Source organism: Dellaglioa sp. CoH-57-MRSF-18 (assembly GCF_056781995.1).
The window spans coordinates 1-398 of record NZ_JBXAXX010000113.1; the positions used below are offsets into that span (position 1 = coordinate 1).

The 398-nt window shown below is 50.4% G+C and carries 1 protein-coding gene; it reads right to left on the reverse strand.

Annotated features, from left to right (window positions below):
* Positions 1-57: 57 nt before the first annotated feature.
* Positions 58-398 (reverse strand): hypothetical protein (locus AC1RPG_RS08320; RefSeq protein ID WP_481762520.1); only part of this gene is annotated, 341 nt, incomplete at its 5' end.

The window sequence follows — 398 nt, forward strand, 5'->3', positions numbered from 1 at the left end:
TATCGTCGTCGCATTCNTCTTGGTAGAGGTCATAATCTTTGGTAGAGATGTTCATGCTCACTCCTTACGAAATGACTCGGGAATACACGACGAACGAGCCGGTTGATCTGGAGAGCGCAATACTACACCGGTATCTGGCCCGTCGTCAATACCGTTGTGCTCGAACGCAAGAATTTCAGTATCTCGCCACGCGGCCTGTATTTGCGAAATCGGCGCATGTTCCATCAACGTGATCGCCATTTGACAAAAGTTCCGGAGTCGAGCCATGTCGTCTTCGGATACGGAACCCTGTTCGATGTCGCGCACCACACGCATCGCCTGATAGCGATACGTCTTGATGTACTTCTTGTGGTCGATGGTCTCACCGTTAAGACCACGACTCATTTTCTTGTTGCTTC